Below are 23,841 nucleotides of genomic sequence, written 5' to 3'. Positions count from 1 at the left end.
AGGCGCAGATTTCATAGTGTAAAAAACTGTTATTGTTTTATTTGTTAAACTTTTAGACTGTATAAATCTATTTCTTTGTGTTTTCTGGTTGGCAAGGGCAGTGAACAAGGTGATTTATGCGACGCCATAGTGAGGCTGGCGGCGGCAATGGGTACGCAATTTCGAAGTCAGTTTCTCATTTGAGCGCAAATGCACCGCTATTTATCATCGACTCCTGTCGGTAATACTCTGACGTCTGAGAGGTCACTGGATACTTACAATAACCCTATTTTTTTCAATGACTGGAATAACGAGTAAAAACCCCATCTTATTTTAGTGTAGCCAATACATGTAACCGATTAAAATAAAGGGTTTTCTTATTTAATTATTGAGACTTTCCTTCCCTGATATGAAATTAACACCGTTTGTAATAGCCGTGACTATTTTAGAACATGCCGTCACAAAGGGGAGGTTAGCCAATAAATATTCGTCTATTTTGAATTCGAATATGCAATTAATAGAAGCTTGTATTTTCTTTTCGATGCCTTTACAAAAGTTTTTTTACAATGATCAATCTAGTAATATTAATAGGTAATATAGGAATTTTCAGATTGTTATAGATAGGCTCTTGTCAGATTAATCACTCAGGTTACATTATAGCTGGCATTGAGTTTATAGATGACAGAAAACTTAATTCTGGTATCTTATATCAGAATATTTTACGAGTGGGTCATCGTATATTGTTCAGTGGTGAAGTCGGTGGTCACGCTGAAATCAGATGAATCGTAACGTATTGAAATAACGAAGTTAAGTTATGTTTTTAAGGAAGCGCCCCTGTAAATACAGTGTCGGTCATAAACGTAAGCTTTTATCACGCTCACCCTTTATCTTTAGCGCGCTAGTGCGTGCAAGACTTTTATTTTATTATCTAAAATAATTGACCGTTCTTTTTATCGACGACTTGAATCAATAAAATGAATAGGTAAGGGAGAGGGCGAAAAAAAGGCGATGTGGTAACGAAATATTAAGTATTTTTTGCCGTAGACGTTCATCTACGATACTGTCTTTCATTGTATGCCGACGTTGTCGGGATACGTATCCAACACCAGGTATGTTAGTTAATAAATAAAATAGATAAGTGAAAAACCATATGACAAATGCAAATCGCCCAGTTCTCAATCTTGATCTGGATCTGCTGAGAACGTTTGTCGCTGTCGCCGATTTGAATACTTTCGCGGCCGCGGCCGTAGCAGTATGCAGAACGCAGTCTGCTGTGAGTCAGCAGATGCAGCGGCTGGAACAACTCATCGGTAAAGAGTTATTCGCCCGTCACGGGAGAAATAAGCTGCTCACCGAACATGGGATCCAGTTTCTTGGTTATGCCAGAAAAATACTGCAGTTCAATGATGAGGCCTGCGCCTCTTTAATGTTCAGCGACATTCAGGGTACGCTGACGATCGGCGCTTCCGACGATACCGCGGATACTATTCTGCCGTTTATCTTGCAGCGCGTGACGTCGGTTTTCCCTAAATTGTCGATTGAAGTCACTATCAAACGCAGCCCTGAAATGATGGAAATGTTGCATCAGGGCAAAATTGATTTAGTTATCACAACGGAAAATAGCACCGAGTTTCCTAATGTATTGCTGCGTTCGTCTCCGACGCTGTGGTATTGCTCGGCGGAATACCAGTTCCAACACGGCAGTCCTGTACCGTTAGTGGTATTGGACGAACCGAGCCCTTTCCGCACGTTGGCGCTGGAGAAACTGACCGAAGCTGGTATTCCCTGGAAGATTTCGTATGTGGCTTCCACGCTGTCGGCGGTTCGGGCGGCGGTAAAGGCGGGGCTGGGCATTACCGTGCGTTCCGTTGAAATGATGACGCCGGAACTGCGCGTGCTGGGTGAAGAAGAAGGTTTGCCGAAGTTGCCCGACACCCGTTACTACCTGTGTAAGAATCCACAGCAAAATAACGAGCTGAGCACGGCAATTTTCAGTGCTATCGAATCAGGTACGCGTTCCAATCTGCTTTCTGTGCATAGCGTTCCGGAAGGGGATATCCGCATTTCCCCCACGGACGAATCGTTGAAAGATATTCTCTGACATTTACAGCGCCTAGCGCTGAGCGATATGCGTCAGTGTGAAATGTTGTAAAAAACCGTCCGAATACTGACGACAGAGTGCGCGCTCTCCGCCACTCTGTCGTTTTTTCGTTTCTACCGCCGGAGTGCGCCTCTCTGTCTGCAATGCATCGTCCTGTTCACCCCCCTTACGCTCTTCTCTGATCCCGCACCTTCTAATAACCACACGGTTTGTTGTATTAACAATTGCTTACCGAGCGTACTTTTTTTAATAACTAAAACCGGAAAAACGTGTGAGAGATCAAAAAATACTTGCCTTAACCTTATTCATTAACCTGCATTCATGCTGAAATTGATATAGTCACTACAGAAATAGGGGCTTTTTCTTCGCATTGGTCTAAAACAACCAAGAGTAGCATTGATACGATTCAGTCTCTGCTATGTTTGTAAAAGGTTAACGAAGATGCGTGCATGTTAATTTATGCGCTGTTATTTTTATAAAGGTTAAGAAAAGGTTGCAGAAACAGGATGAATAACCACATTTACCGCGCCTTAACCCTATAATTTGTGGTATTTTTATGGTTACAAATCCTTCCTTTTAATCGATGTGGCTATTAACTGCCGTAAAAAGAGCAGCGGCCCAAGCCACTTTTGATGAGTAAGCAATGAGTATGTCAACTACTACTGAAGTCCTCGCCCACCACTGGGCATTTGCTTTATTTCTAATCGTTGCCGTGGGTCTCTGCGGTTTTATGCTGTTGGGTGGCTTTCTGCTGGGAGGGCGATCCAAAGGTCGGGCCAAGAATACGCCTTACGAATCCGGTATTGATTCGGTAGGGTCAGCCCGACTGAGGCTGTCTGCAAAATTCTATCTTGTGGCGATGTTTTTCGTCATTTTCGATGTGGAAGCGCTGTACCTGTACGCCTGGTCCGTCTCTATTCGAGAAAGCGGCTGGGTCGGTTTTATCGAAGCCACCATTTTCATATTGGTGCTGTTGGCCGGACTGGTCTATCTGGTGCGTATCGGCGCGCTAGACTGGACGCCGAAGCGTTCCAAGCGTCAAGTCGTGAAGTCCGACATCGTCGTAAACCACTCCACCACCAATACTCATCAGCAGTAATAGCGAGGCAATCAATGGACTATACGCTCACCCGCATAGACCCCGACGGTGAGAACGACCGTTATCCGCTACAGAAGAAAGAGGTCGTCAGCGACCCGCTCGAACAGCACGTTAACAAAAGCGTGTTCATGGGCAATCTGGAGCAGACGCTGCAAAATATGGTCAACTGGGGACGCGGTAACTCCCTGTGGCCCTTCAACTTTGGTCTTTCCTGCTGTTACGTGGAGATGGTGACTTCCTTCACCGCCGTACACGACGTGGCGCGCTTCGGTTCTGAAGTGTTGCGCGCCTCTCCCCGCCAGGCTGATTTCATGGTCATCGCCGGAACACCTTTCCTGAAAATGGCCCCCGTCATTCAGCGTTTGTACGATCAGATGCTGGAACCGAAATGGGTTATTTCCATGGGCGCATGCGCCAACTCGGGCGGTATGTATGACATCTACTCCGTGGTTCAAGGCGTCGACAAATTCCTGCCGGTAGACGTGTACATCCCAGGATGTCCGCCGCGACCGGAAGCATACATGCAGGCGCTGATGCTGCTGAAAGAGTCTATCGGTAAAGAGCGTCGCCCGCTGTCATGGGTCGTTGGCGATCAGGGCGTGTACCGCGCCAACATGCAATCTGAACGTGAACGTAAACGCGAAGAACGTATTGCGGTAACCCACCTGCGTTCCCCGGATGAAATTTGACCTGTGAATGATAGGCCGTGATGGCTGCGTAATATCAACATAACAGCGCGCCGCCATCATCAGTCACGGAAATAACACATTTAATGTGGTGACATTACTTATGACAGATTTAACGACACACGACGCCGTTCTGCCCGCATGGCAAACCCGCGATCATCTGGATGATCCGGTCGTTGGCGAGCTGTGGAACCGTTTCGGTCAGGACGCGTTTACCGTTCAGGCCACGCGGACGGGGATGCCGGTAGTTTGGGTCAAACGTGAGCAATTACTCGACGTCGTCGACTTCCTGAAAAAACAACCCAAACCTTATGTCATGCTGATGGACCTGCATGGCATGGATGAACGTCTGCGTACGCACCGCGAGGGGCTACCCGCCGCAGACTTCTCCGTCTTTTATCTGCTGACCTCCCTAGAGCGAAACAGCGACATCATGCTGAAAGTGGCGCTGGCGGAGAACGATCTGTTCCTGCCAACGATGACGCCTCTGTTCCCGAACGCTAACTGGTATGAGCGTGAAGTGTGGGACATGTTCGGCATCACCTTCAATGGTCACCCGCACCTGACTCGAATCATGATGCCGCAGACATGGGAAGGACACCCGCTGCGCAAAGACTTCCCGGCGCGCGCAACTGAATTCGATCCTTTCGTGCTAACCAAGCAGCGTGAAGATCTGGAAATGGAGTCGCTGACCTTCAAGCCTGAAGAGTGGGGCATGAAGCGTGGAACGGAAAACGAAGACTTCATGTTCCTGAACATGGGGCCGAACCATCCTTCGTCACACGGTGCGTTCCGTCTGATCTTGCAGTTGGATGGCGAAGAGATCATCGACTGTATTCCAGATGTTGGCTATCACCATCGCGGCGCGGAAAAGATGGGCGAGCGCCAGTCTTGGCACAGCTATATTCCTTACACTGACCGTATTGAGTATCTCGGCGGCTGCGTCAACGAAATGCCTTACGTGCTGGCGGTCGAGAAGCTGGCGGGCATTAAAGTGCCGGAGCGCGTTGAGACCATCCGCGTGATGTTGTCTGAACTGTTCCGCATCAACAGCCATCTGCTTTACATCAGTACCTTTATTCAGGACGTCGGCGCCATGACGCCGGTCTTCTTTGCGTTTACCGACCGCCAGAAAATCTATGATCTGGTCGAAGCGATCACCGGTTTCCGCATGCATCCCGCCTGGTTCCGTATCGGCGGCGTGGCGCACGACCTGCCGCGCGGCTGGGATCGACTACTGCGTGAATTCCTGGACTGGATGCCTGCTCGACTGGACACCTATGTCAAAGCGGCGTTGCAAAACACCATTTTGAAAGGCCGCTCTCAGGGGGTCGCCGCCTATAACGCCAAAGAGGCGCTGGAGTGGGGTGTCACCGGCGCGGGCCTGCGCGCGACGGGCATTCCGTTCGATGTGCGTAAATGGCGTCCTTACTCCGGCTATGAAAACTTCGATTTCGAGGTGCCGGTGGGCGATGGCATCAGCGACAGCTACACCCGCGTGATGCTGAAAGTGGAAGAGCTACGCCAGAGTCTGCGTATCCTCGAACAGTGTCTGAACAACATGCCGGAAGGGCCGTTCAAGGCCGACCATCCGCTGACGACGCCGCCGCCGAAAGAGCGCACGCTGCAGCACATCGAAACCATGATCAACCACTTCCTGCAGGTGTCCTGGGGACCGGTTATGCCGGCCAACGAATCGTTCCAGATGATCGAAGGCACCAAGGGGATCAACAGTTACTACCTGACCAGCGATGGCAGTACCATGAGCTACCGCACGCGCATTCGCACGCCGAGCTTTGCTCATTTGCAGCAAATTCCTTCGGTCATCCGTGGATGCCTGGTATCCGACCTGATCGTATACCTCGGCAGTATTGATTTCGTCATGTCAGATGTGGACCGCTAATTATGCACGATCATAACAACACTCAACCTTCTCCAGATGCTCAGAGCGCGGATGTGCAAGATGTGTTCGTGCTCAGCGACGCAGAGCGTGACGCTATCGAGCATGAAAAACACCACTATGAAGATGCCCGCGCGGCGTCGATTGAAGCGCTGAAAATCGTACAGAAACAGCGCGGCTGGGTGCCGGACGGCGCCATCTACGCAATTGCCGAGATTCTGGACATTCCGGCCAGCGATGTCGAAGGCGTCGCCACCTTCTATAGCCAGATCTTCCGTCAGCCGGTAGGGCGTCACGTCATTCGCTACTGCGACAGCGTCGTGTGCTACATCAACGGTTTTCAGGGCGTGCGCGCCGCGCTGGAGAAAAAACTGAACATTCAGCCGGGTCAGACCACGTTCGACGGCCGCTTCACGCTGCTGCCGACCTGCTGTCTGGGCAACTGTGACAAAGGGCCTTCGATGATGATCGACGAAGACACCCACAGCCACGTCAAGCCTGACGATATCGATTCATTACTGGAGCAGTATCAATGACTAAAAACATTGTTCTCACTGCCGAACAGCACCCTCTCACCTGGCGTCTGCGTGACGACAAACAGCCGGTGTGGCTGGATGAGTACCGCAGTAAGAATGGCTACGCCGGCGCGCAAAAAGCGCTCACCGGTATCGCCCAGAGCGACGTGGTGACGCTGGTCAAAGATGCGGGTCTGCGCGGGCGCGGCGGGGCGGGATTCTCCACCGGGCTCAAGTGGAGCCTGATGCCGAAAGACGAAAGCATGAATATCCGCTACCTGCTGTGCAATGCGGATGAGATGGAACCCGGCACCTATAAAGACCGGCTGCTGATGGAGCAGCTGCCCCATCTGCTGGTGGAAGGCATGCTGATTGGCGCTTATGCGCTGAAGTCCTATCGCGGCTACATCTTCCTGCGCGGCGAATATGTGCAGGCGGCGGCTAACCTGCGCCGGGCGATTGAAGAAGCCAAGGCCGCTGGCCTGCTGGGTAAAAACATCTTGGGCAGCGGTTTCGACTTCGAACTGTTCGTCCATACCGGCGCCGGACGTTATATCTGCGGTGAAGAAACCGCGTTGATTAACTCGTTGGAAGGCCGCCGCGCCAATCCGCGCTCCAAGCCGCCTTTCCCGGCGTCTGCGGGTGTGTGGGGCAAGCCGACCTGCGTTAACAACGTCGAAACGTTGTGCAACGTGCCGGCTATCATCGAGCACGGCGTGGAGTGGTATCAGGGGCTGTCCGCGGGCAAGAGTAAGGATGCCGGCACCAAGCTGATGGGCTTCTCCGGCCGGGTGAAAAATCCGGGTCTGTGGGAGCTGCCGTTTGGTACGACCGCGCGTGAAATTCTTGAAGATTATGCAGGCGGTATGCGCGATGGTCTGACCCTGAAAGCCTGGCAGCCGGGCGGCGCAGGGACCGACTTCCTGACCGGCGATCACCTTGACCTGCCGATGGATTTCGAAAGCATCGCCAAAGCGGGAAGTCGTCTGGGCACCGGGCTGGCGATGGCGGTGGACAACGAGATCAATATGGTCGGCTTGACGCGCAATTTGGAAGAGTTTTTTGCGCGCGAGTCCTGCGGCTGGTGTACGCCGTGCCGCGATGGTTTGCCGNGGAGCGTGAAGCTGCTGCGCGCGTTGGAAGCCGGACAAGGGCAGCCGGGCGATATCGAAACGCTGGAGCAGCTGTGCCGCTTCTTGTCGCCGGGCCACACCTTCTGCGCCCATGCGCCGGGGGCCGTTGAGCCGCTGCAGAGCGCAATAAAGTATTTCCGGCATGAGTTTGAGGCGGGTATCGCCAAGCAGACTATCAGCAATACAAAAGCGATAGGCGGGATTCAACCGAACCTGCTGACACAGCGCTGGTAAGCAATGGCCGAGTCGCAGATGCGATGTTTCGCACCGACGTAAGCGATTCTTCATCTGATAGACAGAATTTTTGATTAGCGCCTGCTTAAGACGCAGGCCTTTATGGAAGCATGCTGACTATGGCAACGATTCATGTAGACGGCAAAGAATATGATGTGAACGGAGCGGACAACCTCCTTGAGGCATGTCTCACTCTGGGCCTTGATATTCCTTACTTTTGCTGGCATCCAGCGCTGGGTAGCGTTGGATCATGCCGCCTGTGCGCGGTCAAGCAATACCAGAACGCGGAAGACACGCGCGGCCGCCTGGTCATGTCCTGTATGACGCCCGCTGCGGACGGCACCTTCATCGCGATTGACGATGAGGAAGCCAAACTGTTTCGCAAAAGCGTCGTCGAGTGGCTGATGACCAACCATCCTCATGATTGTCCGGTTTGTGAAGAGGGCGGCAACTGCCACCTGCAGGACATGACGGTGATGACTGGGCACAACACCCGCCGCTATCGTTTTACCAAACGAACCCATCATAATCAGGATCTCGGGCCGTTCATCTCTCACGAAATGAACCGCTGCATCGCCTGTTACCGCTGCGTACGTTATTACAAAGATTACGCGGACGGCAAAGACCTGGGCGTTTACGGCGCGCATGACAACGTCTACTTCGGTCGTCCCGAAGACGGCGTGCTCGAAAGCGAATTCTCCGGCAACCTGGTGGAAGTCTGCCCCACCGGCGTATTCACCGACAAAACCCATTCCGAACGCTACAACCGTAAGTGGGATATGCAGTTTGCGCCCAGCGTTTGCCAGCAGTGCAGCGTGGGCTGTAACACCAGCCCCGGCGAGCGTTATGGCGAATTGCGCCGTATCGAAAACCGTTTCAACGGCAGCGTGAACCACTATTTCCTGTGCGATCGCGGCCGCTTCGGCTATGGCTACGTTAATCTGAAAGATCGTCCTCGCCAGCCTCAGCAGCGTCTCGGCAACGAATGGACGACGCAGAACGCTGAACAGGCGGTGCAGAGCGCGGCCCATCTCTTGAGCGAGTCGAAACAGGTCATCGGCATCGGCTCTCCGCGCGCCAGTATCGAAAGCAACTTTGCGCTGCGTGAACTGGTTGGCGCAGACAACTTCTACAGCGGCATTGCCCAGAGCGAACAGAACCGCGTTCAACTGATGCTGAAAGTGCTGAAAGAGAGCGGTGTTCATACCCCTGCGCTGCGCGAGATCGAAAATTACGATGCCGTGCTGGTGCTAGGCGAAGATCTGACGCAGACCGGCGCGCGTATTGCGCTCGCAGTGCGTCAGGCGGTGAAGGGGAAAGCGCGAGAAATGGCCGCCGCACAGAAAGTGGCGGACTGGCAGATTGCCGCCATCATGAATATCGGTCAGCACGCCAAACATCCGCTCTTCGTGACGAACGTCGACAGCACCCGGCTGGATGACGTGGCCGCGTGGAGCTACCACGCTCCAGTCGATGAGCAAGCGCGTCTGGGCTTCGCCATCGCCCACGCGTTGGATGATGCCGCACCGGCCGTGACCGATTTGGCGGGCGACCTTGAACCCAAACTGGATGTCATCGTTCAGGCTTTGGCGGGCGCGAAAAAGCCGCTGATCGTCACCGGCATGAATGCGGGCAGCGAAGAGATTATCGCCGCGGCGGCCAACGTCGCCAAAGCGTTGAAGGGGCGGGGGGCGGATGTCGGTATGACGTTCGTCGCCAGCAGCGCCAACAGTATGGGGCTAGGCATGATCGGCGGCGGCTCGCTTGACGAGGCGCTCTCCCGACTGGAGTCCGGCGAAGCGGATAGCGTCGTGGTGCTGGAAAACGATCTGTATCGACATGCGCCGGCGAAGCGCATTGATGCGGCGCTGGATAACGTTGCCAACCTGATTGTGGTCGACCACCAACGCACCCGCGTCATGGATAAAGCCAATCTGATTTTGTCGGCGGCCAGCTTCGCAGAGAGCGACGGCTCGCTGATTAATCAGGAAGGTCGCGCGCAGCGCTTCTTCCAGGTTTACGATCCCGCCTACTACGACAACGCCACGGTGATGCTGGAGAGCTGGCGCTGGCTGCACGCGGTCAAGGCCCGTATGGCCAGCCGCGATGCAGACTGGACGCAGCTCGACCATGTGGTCGATGCGTGCGCCGCCGCGCTGCCGCAGTTGGCGGCCATCAAGGACGCCGCGCCGGACGCCTCTTTCCGTATTCGCGGTCAGAAGCTGGCGCGCGAACCGCACCGTTACAGCGGTCGTACCGCCATGCGCGCCAACATCGACGTGAACGAACCGCGCCAGCCGCAGGATCAGGACACGATGTTCACGTTCTCCATGGAAGGGAACAACAGTCCCGAGGCCCAAAGCCGTCAGGTCGCGTTTGCCTGGGCGCCGGGCTGGAACTCCCCGCAGGCGTGGAACAAGTTCCAGGATGAAGTCGGCGGCCATCTGCGCCACGGCGATCCAGGCGTCAGGCTGATCGAAGCGGGCGAGGGCGCGCTGGACTACTTCAACCAGATCCCGACGCCGTTTGCGGTACAGGCGGGCCAATGGCAGGTAGCGCCTTACTATCATCTATTCGGTAGCGAAGAAATGTCGCAGCGCGCCGACGTCATCCAGCAACGTATGCCGCAGCCTTACGCGATGGTAAACCCGGCGGATGCGGCCCAGTTGGGCGTCAATCCGGGCACGCTGCTGGAGATTGTCTGTGATGGACAGACCTTGCGTCTGCCGGTACAGGTCAGCGCGGAGTTGCGTCAGGGACAGGTAGGGTTGCCGCTGGGCTTCCCGGGCATCGCCCCGGTTCTGGCGGGCGCGACCGTTGAAACAATGCGGGAGGCGGCACAATGAGTTGGTTTACACCGGAAGTGGTGGATATTTTGATCGCCGTCCTCAAGGCGATCGTCATCCTGCTGGTCGTCGTGACCTGCGGTGCCTTCATGAGTATGGGCGAGCGCCGACTGCTGGGCTTGTTCCAGGGACGTTACGGGCCGAACCGCGTGGGTTGGGGCGGCTCGTTGCAGCTGGTGTCGGACATGCTGAAGATGTTCTTCAAGGAGGACTGGCTGCCGCCGTTCGCCGACCGAGTTATCTTCACGCTGGCGCCGATGATTGCGTTCACGTCGCTGCTGCTGTCGTTTTCCATCGTGCCAATCACCCCGACCTGGGGCGTGTCCGACCTGAATATTGGTTTGCTGTTCTTCCTGATGATGGCCGGTCTGGCGGTGTATGCCGTACTGTTCGCCGGATGGTCCAGCAACAACAAATACTCGCTGCTGGGGGCCGTGCGCGCCTCCGCCCAGACGCTCAGCTATGAGGTGTTTCTGGGGCTGTCGCTGATGGGCGTGGTGGCGCAGGCCGGCTCATTCAATATGCGCGACATCGTCGAGAGCCAGACGCACATCTGGAACGTCATCCCGCAGTTCTTCGGTTTCGTTACTTTCGCCATCGCTGGCGTGGCGGTGTGTCACCGTCATCCTTTCGACCAACCGGAAGCGGAGCAGGAACTGGCCGACGGCTACCACATCGAATACTCCGGGATGAAATTCGGTCTATTCTTCGTCGGGGAGTACATCGGCATCGTCACCGTCTCGGCGCTGATTGTGACGTTGTTCTTTGGCGGTTGGCACGGCCCTTTCCTGCCCCCCATCGTTTGGTTTGCACTCAAAACGGCCTTCTTCATGATGATGTTCATCCTGATCCGTGCTGCGTTACCCCGTCCGCGTTATGACCAGGTGATGGCTTTCGGCTGGAAGATCTGTCTGCCGTTGACGCTGGTTAACCTGTTGGCGACCGCCGCGGTCATTTTGTACAACGCTCAATAAGGGGTGAATAAACCATGACACTGAAAGAACTCTTGGTGGGTTTTGGCACCCAGGTACGCAGCATCTGCATGGTGGGGTCCAACGCGTTCAAAAAACGTGAAACCCGCATGTATCCTGAGGAGCCGGTGAATCCGCCGCCCCGTTACCGCGGCCGTATCGTCCTGACGCGTGACCCCGATGGCGACGAACGCTGCGTGGCCTGCAACCTGTGCGCCGTGGCCTGTCCGGTCGGCTGTATCTCGCTGCAGAAAGCGGAAACGAAAGACGGGCGGTGGTATCCGGAATTCTTCCGCATCAACTTCTCACGCTGCATCTTCTGCGGCATGTGCGAAGAAGCCTGTCCGACGACAGCCATCCAGCTGACGCCCGATTTTGAGATGGGTGAATTCAAACGCCAGGATCTGGTGTACGAAAAAGAAGATCTGCTGATCTCGGGGCCGGGTAAATATCCGGAATATAACTTCTACCGGATGGCCGGCATGGCGATCAATGGGAAAGACAAAGGCGAAGCCGAAAACGAAGCCAAACCCATTGATGTCAAAGGTCTGCTGCCTTAAGGAGCCAAGCATGGAATTCGCTTTTTATGCGGCTGCGTTGATTGCGGTACTGGCAACATTGCGTGTCATTACCCATACCAACCCAGTGCATGCACTACTTTATTTAATTGTGTCTCTTCTGGCCATCGCCTGCGTGTTCTTCTCGCTGGGCGCCTATTTTGCGGGTGCGCTGGAGATCATCGTCTACGCTGGCGCCATTATGGTGCTGTTCGTGTTCGTCGTGATGATGCTGAACCTCGGCAGCGCGGTGGCTGAGCAGGAAAAACAGTGGCTTAAACCTAGCGTCTGGATCGGCCCCGGCATTCTGTCTCTGCTGCTGCTGGCGGTCATCATCAAAGGCATCTACAGCGTGAGCGGCGAAGGCATTCAGGGCAGCATGATTGACGCCAAAGCCGTCGGCATCACGCTGTTCGGGCCTTATGTGCTGGCGGTGGAGCTAGCCTCTATGCTGCTGCTGGCCGGATTGGTCGTCGCCTTCCACGTCGGCCGTGAAGACAGGCTCGACGGCATTGCGGACGTCAACGACGCCGACAAGAAAACAACGGAGGGACGGGCATGATTCCCCTACAACACGGTTTGCTGCTGGCGGCCATTCTTTTTGTGCTGGGACTAACCGGGCTGATTATCCGGCGCAACCTACTGTTTATGCTGATCAGTCTGGAAATCATGATCAATTCGGCCGCGTTGGCGTTTGTGGTGGCCGGTAGCTATTGGGGTCACCCGGACGGTCAGGTGATGTACATTCTGGCGATCACGCTGGCCGCCGCTGAAGCGAGTATCGGCCTTGCTCTGCTGCTGCAGCTGTATCGTCGCCGTCAGACCCTGAATATTGATACTGTCAGTGAGATGCGCGGATGAACTTACTCTATTTAACTCTCTTATTTCCGCTACTCGGATTTTTGTTGCTGGCCTTCTCCCGCGGCCGTTGGTCTGAAAATGTCTCAGCGACCGTCGGTGTTGGTTCAGTCGGCCTGTCTGCGCTGCTGACCTGCTGGATTGGTATAGACTTTTTCAACCATCAGCAGGGCGACGGCGTTGTCTTCTTTAGTCAGCATCTGTGGACGTGGATGTCGGTGGGCAACTTCGATATCACCGTCAACCTGGCGCTGGACGGCCTGTCGCTGACTATGCTCTCGGTGGTCACCGGCGTCGGCTTCCTGATCCACCTGTATGCGTCATGGTACATGCGCGGAGAAGAGGGTTATTCCCGCTTCTTCGCCTACACCAACCTGTTTATCGCCAGCATGCTGGTGTTGGTGCTGGCGGATAACCTGCTGCTGATGTATCTCGGCTGGGAAGGGGTAGGGCTGTGCAGCTACTTGCTGATTGGTTTCTATTACACCAATCCAAGCAACGGCGCGGCGGCGATGAAAGCGTTTATCGTGACGCGCGTCGGCGACGTCTTCCTGGCCTTTGCGCTGTTTATCCTCTATCGCGAGCTGGGGACGCTAAACTTCCGCGAACTGATGGTTCTGGCGCCGCAGCATCTGGCGGAAGGTTCGCCAGCCATCACGATGGCGACATTAATGCTGTTGGGCGGTGCGGTCGGTAAATCGGCGCAGTTGCCGTTGCAGACCTGGCTGGCGGACGCCATGGCGGGTCCGACGCCGGTCTCCGCGCTGATCCACGCCGCGACTATGGTTACGGCGGGCGTATACCTGATCGCCCGTACGCACGGTCTGTTCCTGATGGCGCCGGAAGTTCTGCATCTGGTCGGCATCATCGGCGCCGTCACGTTGGTGCTGGCCGGGTTCGCCGCGCTGGTGCAAACGGATATCAAGCGCGTGCTGGCATACTCCACCATGAGCCAAATCGGCTATATGTTTCTGGCGCTGGGCGCCGCCGCATGGGACGCCGCTATTTTCCATCTGATGACGCACGCTTTCTTCAAAGCGCTGCTGTTCCTGTCCTCCGGCTCGGTGATCTTGGCCTGCCACCACGAACAGAACATCTTCAAGATGGGCGGATTGCGTAAAACTATTCCGCTGGTTTACGTCTGCTTCCTGGTCGGTGGGGCTGCACTCTCCGCGCTGCCGCTGGTGACGTCAGGCTTCTTCAGTAAGGATGAAATTCTGGCGGGCGCCTGGGCGAATGGACACATCAACTTCGCCATCGCCGGTTTGGCGGGCGCGTTCATGACCTCGCTCTATACCTTCAGAATGATTTTCATCGTGTTCCACGGTGAAGAAAAAACGAAAGCACATGCGCTCAAGGGGATCACTCATCACCTGCCGCTGCTGATATTGCTGGTGCTGTCCACGTTCGTCGGCGCGCTGATTGTGCCGCCGCTGCATGGCGTGCTGCCGCAAACCACGGAACTGGAACACAGCCATATGCTGACGCTGGAAATCGCGTCCGGCGTCGTTGCGGTGGTCGGTATTCTGCTGGCCGCCGTTTTGTGGCTGGGGCAACGTCGCCTCGTCACCAGCATCGCCAACAGCGCGCCCGGTCGTTTCTTCTCGACCTGGTGGTTCCACGCCTGGGGTTTCGACTGGTTGTACGACAAGATCTTCGTCAAGCCGTATCTGGCGATTGGCGCACTGCTGAAACACGATCCGTTCGACAAGCTGATGACGATCCCGGCGCTGTTGGTGGCCTGGGGTAATCGTGGTCTGGCGGTTGGTCAGAACGGCCAAGTGCGCTGGTATGTCGCCTCTGTGGGTATGGGCGCCGTCGTGGTGCTGGGATTGCTGTTGCTGGCGTAATGGCGATACAGCGACTTTGAGGGTAGCGGACGCCTGAGTCAGGCGTCCCTGCCGGCAGCAAGTTTCTCGTTTTCTTTATATTTAGGGACACAAAACGCCATGCTACTACCTTGGCTACTTCTTATCCCCCTGATCGGCGGTCTGCTGAGCTGGCTGTTCGAGCGATTCGGCGCCAATGTTCCGCGGTGGATTGCACTGATTACTATGGGGTTGACACTGGCGCTATCCGTACAGCTTTGGCTGCAGGGTGGCTATTCTCTGGCGGTGCCGCACGGCGTGCCGCAATGGCAAGAAGTGTTTGACGCACCTTGGATCCCGCGCTTCGGCATCGACTTCCATCTGGCGCTGGATGGTCTGTCGCTGCTGATGGTCGTGCTGACCGCGCTGCTGGGACTGCTGTCCATCCTGTGTTCGTGGAACGAAAAGCACCGCCGTTCGGGCTTGTTTCACCTCAACCTGCTGTTGACGCTGGTCGGGGTGATCGGGGTATTTGTGGCGGTGGATCTGTTCCTGTTCTTCTTCTTCTGGGAAATGATGCTGGTCCCGATGTACTTCCTGATCGCCGTCTGGGGTCACGAAGGCGCGGACGAGCGCGCCCGCAGCAAGGCCGCGACCAAGTTCTTCATTTATACACAGACCAGTGGTCTGGTGATGCTGATCGCCATTCTGGGTCTGGTGCTGGCGCACCACGCGTCCACCGGCGTCTGGACGTTTAACTACGACGCCCTGCTGCGCACCGAGATGTCCCACGGCGTGGAATATCTGCTGATGCTGGGCTTCTTCGTCGCCTTCGCGGTGAAAATGCCGCTGGTGCCGGTTCACGGCTGGTCGCCGGATGCGCATGCGCTGGCGCCGACGGCGGGCGCCGTCGATCTGTCGGGGCTGCTGATGAAGACCGCGGCCTACGGCCTGCTGCGCTTTAGTCTGCCGCTGTTTCCCACCACGTCTCACGAATTTGCGCCAATCGCCATGTGGTTGGGCGTCATTAGCATTTTCTACGGCGCCTGGCTGGCGTTCAAACAGACCGATATCAAACGCTTGGTGGCCTACACCTCCGTATCTCACATGGGCTTCGTCATGGTCGCCATTTACTCCGGCAGTCAGTTGGCGTATCAGGGCGCGGTAGTGCAGATGATTGCACACGGTTTGTCAGCTGCCGGGATGTTTATCATCTGCGGTCAGCTGTATGAACGTCTGCAAACGCGCGATATGCGCGAGATGGGGGGACTGTGGGGCCGTATTCGCTATCTGCCCGCCGTGTCGCTGTTCTTCGCGGTAGCGACGTTGGGGATGCCGGGAACCGGTAACTTCGTCGGCGAATTCATGATCCTGTTCGGCAGCTATCAGGTGGTGCCGGTGATTACGGTTATCTCCACCTTTGGTTTGGTGTTTGCCTCGGTGTACTCGTTGATCATGATGCAACGCGCCTACTATGGCGCACCGAAATCCGATGCACCGCTGGCTGGAATGACGACGCGCGAGCTGTCCATCATATTGCTGCTGATTGTGCTGCTGGTGGCGCTGGGTATTTATCCTCAGCCGGTTCTGGATACGTCCAGCGCGGCGATGACCAGTATTCAACAGTGGTTTACGTCGTCGGTTCAGAGTTCCATTATTTCAACAACAAGGCTTTAATTCGCCATGACAATAACTCCTCAACAACTGATCGCGCTTTCGCCGCTACTCCTTGTCGGATTAACGGTAGTGGTTGTGATGCTGTCCATTGCGTGGCGACGCAACCACGTTGTGAATGCCTCTCTCTCTGTCATCGGCCTGGCTGTTTCTCTGGCCGCCCTCTATGGGGTCGGGCAGGTCGGGCCCACGGACGTGACGCCGCTGATTCGCGTGGACGGCTATTCGATGCTGTATACCGGCCTGGTGCTGGCGGCCGGACTGGCGACCTGCCTTTACGGCTACGCTTGGCTCAAGGGATATTCGGATAACCGCGACGAGTTCTACCTGTTGGTGCTCATCGCCACGTTAGGCGGCGTGTTGCTGGCCAGCGCTAACCATCTGGCGTCGCTGTTCATCGGCATTGAGCTGATTTCTCTGCCGCTGTTTGGACTGGTGGGCTACGCCTTCCGTCAGGCGAGATCGCTGGAAGCGGCCGTCAAATACATGCTGCTGTCCGCCGCCGCGTCCTCTTTCCTGCTGTTTGGGATGGCGCTGGTCTATGCCGGTTCCGGTGATCTTAGCTTCGCCAGCCTGGGCAAAAGCCTGAGCGACCAACAGCTGTATCAGCCGCTGCTGTTGGCGGGGCTGGGGATGATGATCGTGGGCATCGGCTTTAAACTGTCTCTGGCGCCGTTCCATCTGTGGACGCCGGATGTGTATCAGGGCGCGCCCGCACCGGTTTCCACCTTTCTGGCGACGGCGAGCAAGATTGCCATCTTCGGCGCTGTGATGCGCCTGTTCCTGTACGCACCGCTGGTCGACGGCGAGTCGGTGCGACTGGCGCTGGCCGTAGTGGCGTTTGTCTCCATCATTGTGGGTAACGTGATGGCGGTGGCGCAGACCAATATCAAACGTCTGCTGGGTTACTCGTCTATCGCGCACATGGGCTATCTGCTGGTGGCGCTGATTGCCGTGCAGTCCCATCAACTGGCGCTGGAAACGGTCGGCGTCTATCTGGTCGGTTATCTGTTTAGCAGCCTGGGCGCATTCGGCGTCGTCAGCCTGATCTCCAGTCCTTATCGCGGCGCCGATGAAGATTCGCTGGCAGCGTACCGTGGCCTGTTCTGGCGTCGTCCGGTGCTGGCCGCGTCCATGTCTGTCATGATGCTGTCGCTGGCGGGGATCCCGATGACGCTGGGCTTCTTCGGCAAGTTCTACGTGCTGGCGGTCAGCGTGAACGCGCAGCTGTGGTGGTTAACGGCGGCTGTCGTCGTCGGCAGCGCCATTGGTCTTTACTACTACCTGCGCGCCATGGTGAATTTGTATCTCTCCAAACCACCGGCGCAGGTTTCGGGCCAAAACGAAGCGGCGGTATGTCCGTTCTCACTGGGCGGCGTTGTGGTGGTACTTTCCGCCATCATCGTCGTCGCGCTGGGTCTTTACCCCCAGCCGCTGATTTCGCTGGTACAGATGGCGCAGCCATTAATGTAATTTCCGGTGTGTCAATGATGAAAGCCGCGACGTGTCGCGGCTTTTTTTACGACCATGGACAGATAATCAGGAATTATCTGTCGTGATTCGGCCCCGCATCGGCGTCAGGTTATCTATAGTTATAGGGTTAGCGCATTTTCACCAACAGGAGAAAATAATGGCACCGCATGATAAACAGACACAAGAAGTGAGTATCGAGGACGATGTAAAGCTGCTGTCTACCACGCTGGACGAGCTCTTAAAATATTCCGGCGATTATGCCGACAGCGCCTATCAGGATCTCAAAAAACAGGCCTATGACTCGCTGCAGGATGTTCGTTCACGTCTGGAGCCCTCCAAAGGCTGCTGCCATCGGGCCAAAAAGTTTGTGAAGAAGGCGGACAGCTATATTCAGGACAACCCGTGGCATGGTTTGGGCATCGGTGCGTCAGTCGGACTGGTGTTAGGGATTTTGCTCGCCCGTAAATAAGGTTTCTTTCGTGACGTCGGACGTTGTCGACGCCGTTAACTGAGCAGGCGCCGTATCCTCATCATGGATACGGCGCCTGTTTTTTTATGTTTGGGACGCAGCGGGCGGAAGGACTCAGACGTTGAGCGTACCGTCAATCAGGGTGCGGCTGTAGCCGCCAATCCACGGCTGACTGTCGATGTAGGCGACATTGACGCGTCCGTTACGGTACAGCATGGTGCCCTGACGGACGCTGTAGCCCAGTTTCCTCGTGACCTTGTCCAAATCGTTGCCATGCTGCAATGCGCGGGCGATACAGGCGTTCGCGCTCCCGGTCACGGGATCTTCAATCACGCTATCCAGCGGGAAAAACGCGCGAACTTCGTAATCGGTCGGCGTGGCGTTTTCGTGCGGGCCGTAGATGGCGATGCCGTCGGCGCCTGTCGCTGCCAGCAGTTTTTCAAATGCGGGCTGAGCGATTCTGACGCCCAGGCAGGACGCGGCGCTGTCCATCCGTACGATCATCCAATTGATCCCCATACTGACGACGGAAGGCGGCACCTCTCCGTGACGATGATTGCTGCCGAGCGCAGTGTCAATCAAGGCGTAGTGGCTTGCGTCCACCGCATCGATGGTGGCTTCCGGCGCTCTGAATGCCAGCTGACCGTTGTCGGACAGATTGATGGGAATCAGGCCGACGCCGCACTGCTGGATCAATTGCCCTGGGACATGCGGCGTGAGTCCCGCTTCCAGCAACGCATGCGCCGTGCCCAGCGTTGGGTGGCCGGCAAACGGCAGCTCATGCGACGGGGTGAAAATGCGAACCAGGTAATCCGCCGTTGGGTCCGTCGGCGGCAGCACAAAGGTCGTTTCAGAGAGATTGGTCCATCGGGCGATGGCCTGCATCTGCTCATCGCTTAGCCCCTCGGCGTTCAGAATGACGGCCAGCGGGTTACCCTGGAAATCATGGTGGGTGAAGACATCGACCTGTTTAAACTGACGCTCTGATGACATTTGCGCTTCCTTCAGGGGGTTTTCGACATAATAGGTTTTTTTATCCAAGATTAGCACTTGTTTATAATCAGAATCTCACAGATGCGTCTCTGGTTAAATAGTGTGCGTAGATGGCCGGGATTCTGAAGGCGGCTTATGGCATAATGTGCGGCAAATCACACTTAGATCTGAGTAAATACTGTGCTGGTAACGAATAACATAACGATGCAATTCGGCAGTAAGCCGCTTTTTGAGAACATTTCCGTCAAATTCGGCGGTGGTAACCGCTATGGCCTAATCGGCGCCAACGGCTGCGGCAAATCGACCTTTATGAAAATTCTGGGCGGCGATCTGACCCCCAGCGGCGGCAATGTTTCTCTGGATCCGAATGAACGTCTCGGCAAGCTGCGCCAGGATCAGTTCGCGTTCGAAGAGTATTCGGTACTGGATACGGTCATCATGGGCCACGCCGAACTGTGGGACGTGAAAGAGGAGCGCGATCGCATTTACGCACTGCCGGAAATGAGCGAAGAAGACGGCTATAAAGTGGCCGATCTGGAAGTCAAATACGGTGAAATGGACGGTTATAGCGCCGAAGCGCGCGCGGGCGAACTACTGCTGGGTGTGGGTATCCCGCTGGAGCAGCATTACGGTCCGATGAGCGAAGTCGCGCCGGGCTGGAAACTGCGCGTGCTGTTGGCGCAGGCGCTGTTTGCCAACCCGGATATTCTGCTGCTTGATGAACCGACCAACAACCTGGACATCGATACCATTCGCTGGCTGGAGCAGGTGCTGAACGAACGTAACAGCACCATGATCATCATTTCCCATGACCGACACTTCCTGAACATGGTGTGTACGCACATGGCGGATCTGGATTACGGCGAACTGCGTCTCTACCCGGGTAACTACGACGAATACATGACGGCAGCCACGCAGGCGCGTGAGCGTCTGGTGGCGGACAACGCCAAGAAGAAGGCGCAGATTGCCGAGCTGCAGTCGTTCGTCAGCCGCTTCAGCGCGAACGCGTCCAAATCGCGTCAGGCCACGTCGCGTGCGCGCCAGATCGACAAAATTCAGCTGGAAGAGATCAAGGCTTCCAGCCGTCAAAACCCCTTCATCCGTTTTGAGCAGGACAAAAAGCTGTTCCGTAACGCGTTGGAGATCGAGGATCTGGCGAAAGGATTCGACAACGGCCCGCTCTTCAGCAAACTCAAACTGCTGGTCGAAGTCGGCGAGAAAGTCGCGGTGCTCGGGACTAACGGTATTGGTAAAACCACGCTGTTGAAAACGCTGGTCGGCGACCTGGAGCCGGATGTCGGCACCGTCAAATGGTCTGAAAATGTGCAGATTGGCTACTATGCGCAGGATCACGAATATGAGTTTGACGATGAGCTGACGGTCTTTGACTGGATGAGCCAGTGGAAGCAGGAGAACGACGACGAGCAGGCGGTGCGTAGCGTGCTGGGCCGTTTGTTGTTCTCACAGGATGACATTCGTAAGAAAGTGAAAGTGCTGTCCGGCGGGGAAAAAGGGCGGATGCTATTCGGCAAATTGATGATGCAGCGGCCTAACGTGCTGATCATGGATGAACCGACCAACCACCTAGATATGGAATCCATTGAATCGTTGAACATGGCGCTTGAGATGTATCAAGGGACGCTGATCTTCGTCTCGCACGACCGAGAGTTCGTCAGCTCACTGGCGACCCGAGTGCTGGAAATCACGCCTGAGAAGGTCATCGACTTCACCGGCAGCTATGAGGACTATCTGCGCAGCCGCGGGATTGAATAACGCCCGGCATCGCGGTTTTCATCGCAGCAGTATCAAGCCGTCGCTTTTGCGACGGCTTTTTTGTTGGCGGAATTCGACGTCTGGCTTAGCGCCTTCCCCGTCTAACCCGGTTCCTATTGTCGTCCGCCCGGTGCTTGAGAAGCCGCGTGCTTGGCGACGCTTACCGGCGATGACAAATGACCGAGGCAATGCTACGTTCAGCGATATTCTTTGCACGCTGGCTGGAAGAAAAACAAATGAACCGTACTGAAAAACCCGTTTTGATTATCCAGATGGGGCAACCTCCTGCCCCTATCGCAGCAGATGTCGGCCAGCAGTCGGACTGGTTCCGCAGTGCGCTGGCGCAGTTGGAACTCGGCGAACTGCTGATTGTTCGTCCCGACTTGAACGAGGCGTTGCCGCCGCCTTCCTCTCTGACCGCCGCGATCGTGACCGGTTCTTGGGCCATGGTCACCGACCGGTTGGCGTGGAGCGAACGAACGGGCGCGTGGTTGCGGCAGGCCGTGGACGAACAGCTGCCGCTGCTGGGCGTATGTTATGGGCATCAATTGCTGGCGGACGCACTGGGTGGAACGGTGACCGATAACCCGCAGGGGAAGGAAGTCGGGCTGGAAACCGTCTCCCTCGCGCCGTTGGCGGCGCAGGATACTCTACTGTCCGCACTGCCGACGCATTTCAGCGCCTATCTGACGCATTTACAGTCGGTGGTAACGCCGCCGCCGGGCGCGCAGGTATTGGCGTCATCGGCGTTAGATGGTTGCCAAATCCTACGCTATTCGCCCACCGCGCTGTCCTTCCAGTTCCACCCGGAAATGGATGCGAGCGTGATGAACGCCTGTCTGAGAAATCACCGGCAGCCGCCGCTGACGGTGCAGGAAGAACCTCGTTGGGCGCGTCGGCTGTTGGTGGAGTTTGTGCGTCAGGCCCGGTTGGCGCGGCCCGCAGCGGCGAGGGCAGGTTCGGAGTAGTCCGGTTGTCCCTCGAATTCAATGAGTTATCGTCACTCCCTCAGATTAGCGTAGAGGGAGGACAATTGATGTATTTACGCCCTGATGAAGTAGCTCAAGTATTTGAGAAAGAAGGATTTACTCGCGATACCGTGACGGACAAAGCCTATGGATTCTACAAAGGCGAGCACTACGTTTATGTCAATCGCGAGGCCAGAATGGGGCGTACCGCCGTTGTCATCCACCCCAATCAGGGTGCGAAAAGTCTGAAATACGCGCATCCCGCTGAAACGCTGCGCAGCAGCCCGGCCTATGAGCGCTTCCCACGCGATCCAGAGTCTGAGACCCCGTCTTATGTGGGGATTCCGCATGGTTTCACCTCACGGGCCATGCTGTCTCGCTATCTTGAGCGGATGTTCGGCTGAATACGTTTTGCGCGTGAACGGTGAGCCCAACGCGCGTCGTTCTCTTTGTTGGCCGCGTGCGACTCGCGGTCTGAAAAGACCGTCCGCCGGGTGGGGTTATGCTTGACCGCCTTGTCCCTGAAAAACAGGTGCAGAGTGACGACTTGCGCAGCTCCGGCGGGGCGGTGAAACGCTTCCCTCGGGCGCATTCAACGCCGCGAAAACATCGGCTCCGCACGACTTTCCTCCGCCTAAGAGACCCCTCCGCCTCGCTAAACCGGTTAAAAAGGTTATTTCGTCCTACACTTAAAGTGACACGGTCAACGTTGCACCGTTGAGTTCCAGCGGCTGGCGCCGCGGGGAACGAATATCGCATGTGGGATATACTCCCCTTGGAAGCGCGTCGTTCTGGCTGATTATGGTCAGTCCGTCACTGTCACTACAACCGGAAAAGAACCCTGATGAGTTTTCATATTGTTCCTCAGGAACAGCCTGCAGGCGAAGCGGCGACGTCCACACTGGGAACGGTCCCGTCGTTGCTGTTCGCCAATTTGAAAAGCCTTTACAGCGGCCGCGCCGAACGGCTGCGTCAACTGGCCGATGATCACCCGCTGGGCGACTACCTGACGTTTGCCGCTCAGGTGGTGGAAGCGCAGCAGCACGTCCAACACGATCATCCGCTGAAGATGGACTTCACATCCCTCCTGCAAACGGGCGGAAAGCCGCCGCTGGACGCCGGGTATTTCCGGCGCGATGCGCACTGGCTAACGCTGTTGCAGGCGCTCATTGAGGAGTTAAAGCCGCAGATGAGCGGCCAGATCCTCAGCGCGCTGGAAAATCTGGAAAAGATGTCTGTGCCGGAGAAGGAAGCGTTGGCCGATGCGCTGTTCAGCCAATCGTTTAGCGCCGAGAGCAATGACAAAGCCCCTTTTGTGTGGGCCGCGCTATCGCTGTACTGGGCGCAAATGGCGAGCCAACTGCCCGGCCAAGTGCTCCCGGAGGAAGGCGAGCATCGCCAATTCTGTCCGGTGTGCGGCGGCATCCCGGTCTCCGGTGTGGTGCATATGGGGGCGGAAAGCGGTTTGCGTTACCTGCACTGCAACCTGTGTGAAACGGAATGGCACATGGCGCGCGTCATATGCAGCAACTGCGAACAGTCGGAACATCTGAGCTACTGGTCGCTGGAAGACGATCTGGCGGCTAACCAGACGGAAAGCTGCGGCGACTGCGGCACCTACATCAAGCTGCTCTATCAGGAGAAAGACTGCCGGGTGGAAGCGGTAGCGGACGATCTGGCGTCGGTGGTGCTGGATATCAGAATGGAAGAGGAAGGCTTCTTTCGCAGTAGCATCAATCCCTTTTTGTTCCCGGAAAGCGCGATCTGAGTCGGGCGGGGGAAACGACAGCGCCCTGAGATCAGG

At 56.0% G+C, this 23,841-nt stretch carries 20 protein-coding genes; 19 read left to right on the top strand and 1 reads right to left on the bottom strand.

The window, feature by feature from the left end; genetic code table 11:
* The first annotated feature begins 1,129 nt into the window (after positions 1 to 1,129).
* The 15 genes from lrhA (at position 1,130) to SB13_RS08395 (ending at position 18,303) form a co-directional block, all read left to right on the top strand.
* Entirely contained in the window at positions 1,130 to 2,080 is a 951-nt protein-coding gene (lrhA, locus tag SB13_RS08465) for a transcriptional regulator LrhA (protein WP_026739928.1), read from the top strand.
* A 649-nt stretch (positions 2,081 to 2,729) separates the two neighbouring features.
* The gene (locus SB13_RS08460; RefSeq protein ID WP_026739927.1) at positions 2,730 to 3,179 is read left to right on the top strand and encodes an NADH-quinone oxidoreductase subunit A; all 450 of its coding nucleotides are present in this window, start codon (positions 2,730 to 2,732) and stop codon (positions 3,177 to 3,179) included.
* Between the two features lie 14 nt (positions 3,180 to 3,193).
* Positions 3,194 to 3,868: a NuoB/complex I 20 kDa subunit family protein gene (locus SB13_RS08455; protein WP_026739926.1), complete on the top strand. Its 675-nt coding sequence runs from the start codon at positions 3,194 to 3,196 to the stop codon at positions 3,866 to 3,868.
* A gap of 100 nt (positions 3,869 to 3,968) precedes the next feature.
* Positions 3,969 to 5,768, top strand: coding sequence for an NADH-quinone oxidoreductase subunit C/D (gene nuoC, locus SB13_RS08450; protein WP_026739925.1), 1,800 nt, complete (start codon positions 3,969 to 3,971; stop codon positions 5,766 to 5,768).
* Positions 5,769 to 5,770: 2 nt separating this feature from the next.
* Positions 5,771 to 6,301 carry an NADH-quinone oxidoreductase subunit NuoE gene (nuoE, locus tag SB13_RS08445; protein ID WP_036150557.1) on the top strand — a complete coding sequence of 177 codons (531 nt, stop codon included), beginning with the start codon at positions 5,771 to 5,773 and terminating at the stop codon, positions 6,299 to 6,301.
* Complete coding sequence (gene nuoF / locus SB13_RS08440) at positions 6,298 to 7,647, top strand: NADH-quinone oxidoreductase subunit NuoF (RefSeq protein WP_026739923.1); 1,350 nt, start codon at positions 6,298 to 6,300, stop codon at positions 7,645 to 7,647. Before nuoE ends, nuoF begins: the two co-directional genes overlap by 4 nt.
* A 119-nt stretch (positions 7,648 to 7,766) precedes the next feature.
* The gene (nuoG, locus tag SB13_RS08435) at positions 7,767 to 10,493 is read left to right on the top strand and encodes an NADH-quinone oxidoreductase subunit NuoG (RefSeq protein WP_026739922.1); all 2,727 of its coding nucleotides are present in this window, start codon (positions 7,767 to 7,769) and stop codon (positions 10,491 to 10,493) included.
* Entirely contained in the window at positions 10,490 to 11,467 is a 978-nt protein-coding gene (gene nuoH, locus SB13_RS08430; RefSeq protein WP_026739921.1) for an NADH-quinone oxidoreductase subunit NuoH, read from the top strand. Before nuoG ends, nuoH begins: the two co-directional genes overlap by 4 nt.
* Positions 11,468 to 11,481: 14 nt before the next feature.
* Positions 11,482 to 12,024 (top strand): NADH-quinone oxidoreductase subunit NuoI, encoded by a 543-nt coding sequence (gene nuoI / locus SB13_RS08425; RefSeq protein ID WP_026739920.1) that lies wholly within the window; start codon positions 11,482 to 11,484, stop codon positions 12,022 to 12,024.
* 10 nt (positions 12,025 to 12,034) lie between these two features.
* Positions 12,035 to 12,583 carry an NADH-quinone oxidoreductase subunit J gene (gene nuoJ, locus SB13_RS08420; protein ID WP_026739919.1) on the top strand — a complete coding sequence of 183 codons (549 nt, stop codon included), beginning with the start codon at positions 12,035 to 12,037 and terminating at the stop codon, positions 12,581 to 12,583.
* A complete protein-coding gene (gene nuoK, locus SB13_RS08415) occupies positions 12,580 to 12,882 on the top strand; it encodes an NADH-quinone oxidoreductase subunit NuoK (RefSeq protein WP_026739918.1) in 303 nt (100 codons plus the stop codon). The genes nuoJ and nuoK overlap by 4 nt, the downstream gene beginning before the upstream one ends.
* Complete coding sequence (gene nuoL / locus SB13_RS08410) at positions 12,879 to 14,729, top strand: NADH-quinone oxidoreductase subunit L (RefSeq protein ID WP_026739917.1); 1,851 nt, start codon at positions 12,879 to 12,881, stop codon at positions 14,727 to 14,729. The genes nuoK and nuoL overlap by 4 nt, the downstream gene beginning before the upstream one ends.
* Before the next feature lie 99 nt (positions 14,730 to 14,828).
* Positions 14,829 to 16,364, top strand: coding sequence for an NADH-quinone oxidoreductase subunit M (nuoM, locus tag SB13_RS08405; protein ID WP_026739916.1), 1,536 nt, complete (start codon positions 14,829 to 14,831; stop codon positions 16,362 to 16,364).
* Between the two features lie 6 nt (positions 16,365 to 16,370).
* Positions 16,371 to 17,834, top strand: coding sequence for an NADH-quinone oxidoreductase subunit NuoN (gene nuoN, locus SB13_RS08400; protein ID WP_026739915.1), 1,464 nt, complete (start codon positions 16,371 to 16,373; stop codon positions 17,832 to 17,834).
* A 157-nt stretch (positions 17,835 to 17,991) separates the two neighbouring features.
* Positions 17,992 to 18,303 (top strand): DUF883 family protein, encoded by a 312-nt coding sequence (locus tag SB13_RS08395; protein WP_026739914.1) that lies wholly within the window; start codon positions 17,992 to 17,994, stop codon positions 18,301 to 18,303.
* A gap of 114 nt (positions 18,304 to 18,417) precedes the next feature.
* Here SB13_RS08395 and SB13_RS08390 read toward each other — a convergent pair whose 3' ends face one another.
* Positions 18,418 to 19,296: a PhzF family phenazine biosynthesis protein gene (locus SB13_RS08390; RefSeq protein ID WP_026739913.1), complete on the bottom strand. Its 879-nt coding sequence runs from the start codon at positions 19,294 to 19,296 to the stop codon at positions 18,418 to 18,420.
* Positions 19,297 to 19,476: 180 nt separating this feature from the next.
* On the opposite strand from SB13_RS08390, the gene SB13_RS08385 reads away from it, so the two are divergent.
* The 4 genes from SB13_RS08385 (at position 19,477) to fdhE (ending at position 23,805) form a co-directional block, all read left to right on the top strand.
* Positions 19,477 to 21,069, top strand: a complete 1,593-nt coding sequence (locus SB13_RS08385) for an ABC-F family ATPase (protein ID WP_026739912.1) — start codon at positions 19,477 to 19,479, stop codon at positions 21,067 to 21,069.
* 236 nt (positions 21,070 to 21,305) lie between these two features.
* Positions 21,306 to 22,037, top strand: coding sequence for a glutamine amidotransferase (locus SB13_RS08380; protein WP_026739911.1), 732 nt, complete (start codon positions 21,306 to 21,308; stop codon positions 22,035 to 22,037).
* 68 nt (positions 22,038 to 22,105) lie between these two features.
* A complete protein-coding gene (locus tag SB13_RS08375) occupies positions 22,106 to 22,441 on the top strand; it encodes a YgaC family protein (protein ID WP_026739910.1) in 336 nt (111 codons plus the stop codon).
* 440 nt (positions 22,442 to 22,881) lie between these two features.
* Positions 22,882 to 23,805, top strand: coding sequence for a formate dehydrogenase accessory protein FdhE (gene fdhE, locus SB13_RS08370; RefSeq protein ID WP_026739909.1), 924 nt, complete (start codon positions 22,882 to 22,884; stop codon positions 23,803 to 23,805).
* The last annotated feature ends 36 nt before the right edge of the window (positions 23,806 to 23,841 follow it).

Origin of the sequence: Lonsdalea quercina subsp. quercina (assembly GCF_000688695.1) — a bacterium.
Taxonomy (GTDB): Bacteria; Pseudomonadota; Gammaproteobacteria; order Enterobacterales; family Enterobacteriaceae; genus Lonsdalea; species Lonsdalea quercina_D.
Note: the sequence above shows the minus strand (reverse complement) of the source record. Positions and strands in the feature narration are given on the sequence as shown.